Origin of the sequence: Trichocoleus desertorum AS-A10 (genome assembly GCF_039962155.1) — a bacterium.
Classification (GTDB): domain Bacteria; phylum Cyanobacteriota; class Cyanobacteriia; order FACHB-46; family FACHB-46; genus Trichocoleus.
Map to the genome: position 1 here is coordinate 1 of NZ_JAMPKN010000097.1, position 6,848 is coordinate 6,848.

The 6,848-nt window shown below is 48.3% G+C and carries 6 protein-coding genes and 1 pseudogene; 4 read left to right on the plus strand and 3 right to left on the minus strand.

The window, feature by feature from the left end; translation table 11 throughout:
• Positions 1 to 112: pseudogene (locus NDA01_RS30835) on the plus strand (IS5-like element ISMra2 family transposase); the annotation flags it as partial.
• A gap of 462 nt (positions 113 to 574) precedes the next feature.
• Here NDA01_RS30835 and NDA01_RS30840 read toward each other — a convergent pair.
• Positions 575 to 2,368, minus strand: coding sequence for an NACHT domain-containing protein (locus tag NDA01_RS30840; protein WP_348231050.1), 1,794 nt, complete (start codon positions 2,366 to 2,368; stop codon positions 575 to 577).
• 423 nt (positions 2,369 to 2,791) lie between these two features.
• On the opposite strand from NDA01_RS30840, the gene NDA01_RS30845 reads away from it, so the two are divergent.
• Positions 2,792 to 2,920 (plus strand): hypothetical protein, encoded by a 129-nt coding sequence (locus NDA01_RS30845; RefSeq protein WP_348231051.1) that lies wholly within the window; start codon positions 2,792 to 2,794, stop codon positions 2,918 to 2,920.
• A gap of 109 nt (positions 2,921 to 3,029) precedes the next feature.
• Positions 3,030 to 4,589 carry a DUF4055 domain-containing protein gene (locus NDA01_RS30850; protein ID WP_348231052.1) on the plus strand — a complete coding sequence of 520 codons (1,560 nt, stop codon included), beginning with the start codon at positions 3,030 to 3,032 and terminating at the stop codon, positions 4,587 to 4,589.
• A gap of 267 nt (positions 4,590 to 4,856) precedes the next feature.
• Here NDA01_RS30850 and NDA01_RS30855 read toward each other — a convergent pair whose 3' ends face one another.
• A complete protein-coding gene (locus NDA01_RS30855; RefSeq protein WP_348231053.1) occupies positions 4,857 to 6,074 on the minus strand; it encodes a pentapeptide repeat-containing protein in 1,218 nt (405 codons plus the stop codon).
• Positions 6,071 to 6,577 carry a hypothetical protein gene (locus NDA01_RS30860; RefSeq protein WP_348231054.1) on the minus strand — a complete coding sequence of 169 codons (507 nt, stop codon included), beginning with the start codon at positions 6,575 to 6,577 and terminating at the stop codon, positions 6,071 to 6,073. The genes NDA01_RS30855 and NDA01_RS30860 overlap by 4 nt, the downstream gene beginning before the upstream one ends.
• Positions 6,578 to 6,585: 8 nt before the next feature.
• Here NDA01_RS30860 and NDA01_RS30865 point away from each other — a divergent pair.
• Positions 6,586 to 6,848: TRADD-N-associated membrane domain-containing protein (locus tag NDA01_RS30865; RefSeq protein WP_348231055.1), on the plus strand; the 263-nt coding region annotated here is incomplete at its 3' end.

Genomic DNA, 6,848 nt, shown 5'->3' on the forward strand with positions numbered 1-6,848 from the left:
ACGAACGATCAATCGCTTCAAGCAGTTTCGACGGATTGCCACCCGCTATGAAAAACGGGCAGAGAATTATCTTGCCATGCTCTCCATTGCTGCAATTCTCCTTTGGCTCTAGGTTTTAAAACACGCCCTAGCTATTTTTCAAGTAGGGTTGGTATCAACAAACATTTTGTCTTGCTTTTTAGTTATGCTTTTTCCGACAGTTTTGTTTTCGATGCTGGGGGCTTTGCTTCTGGCTACGGTAGGTTTCCATATGACCGTGGATTACCCTTGTTATACAAAGCCTGGATTCTGGCTTTATATTTTTGGCTTTACCGTTATTCTCATTGGAAGCTGTTTCAGAGCCAGCAGAAATGCTTGAGAGTAAGAAGAGAAACTTAAGAAGCACTTTGGATTGAGGTTTAGTGGCTTTTCTAGGGAAAGGCTCTAGTTTACTAAGGTCTAATGATTCATTGGAGTGGCACGAATCGCTTGTTTTGTGTCATCGTCCGCTCAACTTAGGGCCGTTAGCTGGTTTCGTATCAATGCATCAATGTCTGACACTCACCTTGCAAGGGGTCAGTGAGTCCGTAAGCACTCAGAAGGCGATCGCCCTTTTAGATTTTAGATTCTGGAGTAGATGTGCTGGCATGACTGCGGAACAAGGGTCTGCTAACACACTGCGCAGGTCTTCTGTATCTAATCCTGTGATTTTAAAGTTGAGGTTATGCCCTTGTTCAGTTCGCTGTTTAGTTAATACCCAATCCAGAGCTTCCTCATAAATTTGAATCTTTGCCCCAGTGCTATTTGCTCCTTCAAACATCTCTAGGTCTAAACGATGGTCTCGATGCATAGCTGCTAGCAAATAAAGCAACAAAGGTTCTTGGGCTAGCTCCTTCACTTGTTGTGGGCAGGATGGGGCGTGCAAGAACTGTTGAAATGCTGAGATCGTATCCGTACCGCATAGACGCCCCCACTTGGCAAGCCACTTCCCTTGGATTTCTTGATCCATGAGAACGATCTGTACCCGTTCTAAGTTAGGTGGCATTAAACGCTCAAGGCCATGTAACGCAAATGGTCTACCTGTAATCAGGACTCGGTGTCCTCGCTCACTACTATTCTCTTTGCAGCGTGCCTGAAATGATTCCACTTGATATAGAAATGTTTTGAGGTCATCGCTGATTCCTCTCTCTAGCAATAACTCATCAAAACCGTCAAGTATGAATAGAAATCGTGTATTCAGGTCGGTCAACCAACCAATATCACTAGTCGCAAAATCTGTGCCTACAGCAGCTTGTAACGTCTTTTCAAAATTTGGGTCAAAGGTTTCGATATCTCGTAGTCGAATGAGAATCGGAATCCAAATTGGATATAGCTTTCTCCGAACCAGGTCTGCAAACATACGACAGAAGACGCTCTTGCCTCGTCCTGGGCCACCTTGAATGAATAGCACCTGGCCTTGCTTTTTTGGGTCTTGGAGCAAAGATTCAGCCCAACTTTCGATATTCAAGGGCCCAATCTGGTTGTCTATATGGCTATCTTGCTTGACTGGTTTCACTTTAAGAGGTACATAAATATCCTCAAAAGTGAAACTTTCATCAAAGACCTGTTGTAACGGCTTTTTAGATATCACCTCCTCCAAATACCTGTCGATACTGTCATAGATTCTTAACTCCTGTTGCCATTCACTTCCATATAAAGCTGCTAGTTGCTTCACTGAATCTCTAATGCTAGAAAAAGCACGCTTCATATAGCGATAAGTGCTACGGGATATCCGCTCCGTAGCAATGTGCGCTTCAGTCTCATCAAGACCTGCTTCTTGTAGGCGATCGCTCAAGATGGGACTAAAAACTTCAGCCAGCTTGGATTCATGAAAGCAAATTAAGGCTCTTTCCGCTTCTTTAGCATCCAACTCAAATTCCTTGCCATTGAGCTCTAGCTTTTCACCTAGCTTGCTGAGTCTCTTAGTAAATGCTTCAGAGGCAGGCGTTTCCAGCAACTTCTCACGTATAGTTTGATTCTCTGAAGAATTGAGAAATACTCGAAAGCTTTCTAAATAAGCGGCTTGGCTAATCAGGACTACGCATTCTTCGATTGAAGGTTCTCTCTGTGTGTGCTCCAAATAAACCTTCAACATTCCAGTTGCTAGTGAAACAAACGGTAATGTAGCTCCTGCAACCTGTACTAAAGGTAAGTTCAATACATCTAGAAGCGAAGAGATGTTGCCAACAAAAGGAACTAGCTCTGGAACACCTTTGTATTCATTTAATGCTTTTGCTAGTTCTAGAACTGCTTTGCCAGTTTCAGCGCTGCTAGCTACAGTTTCGGTTGAAAACAATTGAATATCTGTGTTAAGGGCTTTGCAGATACCCTTCCAGAGCTGCCTTACCATCCCTACTTTAGTCCTTGGAAAGTTAATGCTGATAGGGTAACTGCTTTCTCAGGCTGTGGACAAATAGCAGCGCCCCCTACTCTCCCTACTTCCCCAGTCCGATCGCTATACGCGTAATTTGAGAAACCAAACTTACAACAAACCTAGCCTCTGGGTCAGCTTGAATCTGGGGGCTTTTCTGTATTAAGAAATATTAAAATGAGAGTTAACCCCCTTCAAAAATTCAGTACTCAAAGCCTTACGAGCCAAGGAATAGAGCTGATTGGATTTTGAGCCTTACCTCTCCGAATATGAGCTGTAGTAAAACAACGATCGCCCTCTCTCTATGCCCATAGGACTCTGGCGACAAGAATTATCCTGCCAGCCGTGACCTACTCATTCAGCGATCGCGCCGTAGTAATCTAGTCCCTAGCAGATTGAGGATTGAAACAAATTAACCAAAGCGTTTTGGTTAGCGATCGCCCTCCCCTTCAGAGCATAGGCACTATGGCGGCAAGAATTACCCTGCTTGCCGTGTCTCATCCCTACAGCGATCGCGCCGTAGCAATCTAGTCCCTAGTAGATTGAGGATTGAAACAAATTAACCAAAGCGTTTTGGTTAGCGATCGCCCTCCCTTTCGGGTCATAGGAATGCTACGGCAGCTTTACCCTGCTTGCCGCCGTGACCTACTCATTCAGCGATCGCTTTAAACGAACCCCTCAACCCGATGCCAACCTTGGCCCGATGCCAGAGAGCAGCAAATCTGGTGTCGAAGTGCCCAGTGCTGCTTATGAGCAAATGGCAGCTTATTGGTCTGTAATTTCGGCTGTCCGAGGCGGAACCTCAGAGATTCGGGATAGAGGTGAAGCCTTTCTACCCCTTGAGCCGTTTGAGAAGGACACGGCCTATCTACGCCGGAGGAACACGTCATGTCTCACGCCTTGGTATGCGCGGCTGGTTCGTGGGTTGGTAGGCATGGTGCTGCGAAAGCCCGTCAAGGTTGAGGCTGGCAGTAAAACGACTGAGCATCTGGACAACATTAATTTACTGGGTGACGACTTGAATACCTTTGCTCATGAGGTATTTGAAGCAGCTATTGACCACGGCTACACGGGCATCTTCGTCGATTACCCGCGATCGGATGGCATTCAGCTGCTCTCTGAGCAGATTGCAGCAGGGTTGAGACCTTATTGGGTCCACTACACTGCACCTGAAATTATTGGCTGGCGTTACGAGATTCAAGGCAACCTGAGACGGTTCACTCAGCTTCGGATTAGAGAAGTTGTGACCGAGGAAGACGGTGAGTTTAGCGATCGCCAGGTTGAACGCATCAAGGTTTACGACTTACTTGAGGGGCGTTGCCGATGGCGCATTTTTACCAAGGTCAAGGAAGAGTTTGAGCAGACCGATGAAGGGTTTCTGAGTCTGCCGTATATTCCCTTTGTGTTCATCTACACAAACAAAAAGAAAGAGGTGGTCGTTCAGCCTCCGATGCTGGAGATCGCGCATTTAAATATCAAACACTATCAGCTCAGTTCGGACTTAGACCACAGCCTGCACCTGGCAGCTCAGCCCAAGTTGGTGCTCTACGGCTATGACCCTGGAGAAGGGGATGTCGTTGTTGGGGCAGATGAAGCTTTAGTTTTTGAAAACAAGGAGGGTCGAGCAGAGTGGTTGGTTTGTTCGGTTGAAAGCTTCAATGCCCAACAATCTCGCATCGACACCATTGAAGGACAGATGTCAGCTCTGGGCCTCGCCACCATCGTTGGACAAAAGAACGTGGGTGAGTCCGCCGAAGCTAAGAAGCTCGATCGCTCGCAGGGTGACTCAATCATGGCCGTGATTGCTCAAGGCTTGCAGGATGGCTTTGACCTTTGCTTGGAATATCACGCCGCTTACCTAGGAGAGGAGCCTGGGACCTGCCAGGTGAATCGTGACTTCAATCTCAATGCCCTCATGGCTCAGGACATAACCGCCTACTCGCAGTTGCAGCAGATGGGGCAAATTAGCCTCGAAACCCTGCTGGAGTTGCTGAAGAAGGGTGAAGTGTTGCCCGATGAGTTTGACATTGAAGCCGAAATTAAGAAGTTAGAGGCGAGCGATCGCCTACAAGATAAAGTGCTGAACCCAGATGACAGAGAAGTTCCGACCGACCAACCCAACGGCGCTGACCCAGCAGCAGATAGAAGAGCTGTCGAAGATCCGGGTCAAGGAGTTACGCAAGGCAATGACAACCGCTAGTTCAGAGCTGAAGCTTTACTTGCAGGCCAACGTCTAAGGTTGACTGCGATCGCTTTGGTCAAGTGAATGAGCAGCGATCGCACGAATAAGGGGGCAAAGACTTGGTAGCGCGATCGCCCCTTCAACTTTTACCCAATTGGGGAATGCAACCAAGTGAGTGCCCCTGCGAGTTGTCCAAGGTGCGGACATCTTTTTGGGGAGGTCTGGGTGAAGAGCGATCGCTGCTGCACCTCATTCAAGCGATCGGGACGGCTGGGTAAGAATTTGTTATCTCAAGATGAACTCGCGATCGTCTATAGATTCGGTAAAGATTGCGCCCCGCTCTTGTAAATCAAGTTTTTCGGCTTCGGTGAGTCCTATCCCTTCACCAAACCGGGCATTTTCGACAATCACTCCACTTAGATTGGTCTCCTTGCGATTGGTGTTACAAGTGCGGGCACGGTTGAGGCTGAGGGTGATCTCGCGGGCAGAGGCGCGAGCACGGTGGAGACTGAGGGTGAGGTCGAAAAGGCGTGCGCGGGCAAGCTCGTGGACAAGGTCACTGCCGTGGTCGAAAAGGTAGTCGCGGGCGAGGTCACTGGCGTGGGCAAGGTCACGGGTAAGCTCGTGGGCAAGGTCACTGCCGTGGTCGAAAAGGTGGTCGAGGTCGCGGTCACTGGCGCGGGCGCGAGCGAAAAGGTAGTCGAGGTCGCGGGCAAGGGCAAGGGCAAGGTCGAGGATGTGGTCGAGGTTACTAGCGAGGTCGAAAAGGCGGGTGCGATCACGGGCGAGGTCGGAAAGGCGGGTGTAGGCAAGGGCGTGGGCAAGGGTGCGGTCACGGGCGAGCTCACGGGCGAGCTCACGGGCAAGGGTGCGGGCGTTACCGAGGTCGGCATCACTAAGGTCAGCCCCGCTGAGGTCAGCCCCGCTGAGGTCAGTCCCTCTAAGGTCAGCCCCTCTAAGGTTAGCCCCGCTGAGGTCAGCATCACTGAGGTCAGCCCCTCTAAGGTCAGCCCCGCTGAGGTCAGCATCACTGAGGTCAGCCCCGCTGAGGTCAGCCCCTCTAAGGTTAGCCCCGCTGAGGTCAGCATCACTGAGGTCGGCACCACTTAACTGCCCTTGCGGAGTTGGATGAAGGACAATCTCTCGAACTAAATCCCACTTATCACCAGAGCTATGTTCTTCCTTTTGCTTCAGAAAGCTTCGGCTCAAAATCTGGATATCTTCAATTGGCAAACCATCAATCTCTGCCAGTTCTCCCGAAGTCAATCGATCGAGCAGTCTTGCAACATCTTCTGGAGAACCTTGCATCTTAATTCTGATGCTGCCTGCTTGAATATCTGTAATCGTGATGGTACTTCCTGAAAGGCTTCTAAAAATCGTTTCAAGTGTCTTTTGAACTTGCTCATCAATAGAGGCGACATTACCTTTTAGAACAATTTCAAATTGGACTTCTCCGTTTCCCCGATTAGCAACGGTGATTTGACGAGCAGCAGTCAGGTTCATATCATGGGCTGACTCGCGATCGCTTCGACAACATCTAACTCTGCTTCTTTTTCAGAGGCTTCTGACGCATATTGAGCCACAAGGGGTTCTAATTCTGCGATACTTCTCCAGTCTTCTATCTTCAATGCCTCACAGATTGCTTTAAAGGAATCAAGTTGTATGGGCTGTCGGTTAAAGAACTTATCGACAGTGCTTTTACTCATCAACTGAGTCTTTGCGAAATGACTTTTAGAATCAAATCCCAGCCTAATTAAGGATTTCTCTGCGCAATCGATGCCTAGACGTGAGGCAATAACAGTCACTCTTTTGCGCTTGGCTGGAGGCATCATCGTCAAACAAGTTGCTTCATCAGTAATCTTAAACCAACCAAAACTAAAGCATTGGGCAACCACTGAATGTGAACAGTCATACGTCAGGCTAAAGAGAGGCGCAATAAAACCATTACCTGAAGAGACTTTGAGGGTTTTTGGGTGAGCATAAAAGCGTGAACATAAATCTCTCAATACCTTCCATGAGCAACCTTATTCCTTCATCTAACAATCAGACTCCCGTAGAAGATGCCATTATCCAAGAACGATTACGCCAAGCTAAGTATTCTTTCAATCTGGCCCTAACTGCCACTGCAATTTCTGCTTGCGTAGGTTTAGTAGGGTTTGGATTGCTGCTCTCTAGCAAGTTTTCCGAAGGCACCGTAACGACTGCGGGTGGATTGGTTTCGAGCGCTTGCTGTGTTCGTTTTGCCAAAGATGCGAATGATCGGCTGGACAAAATTTT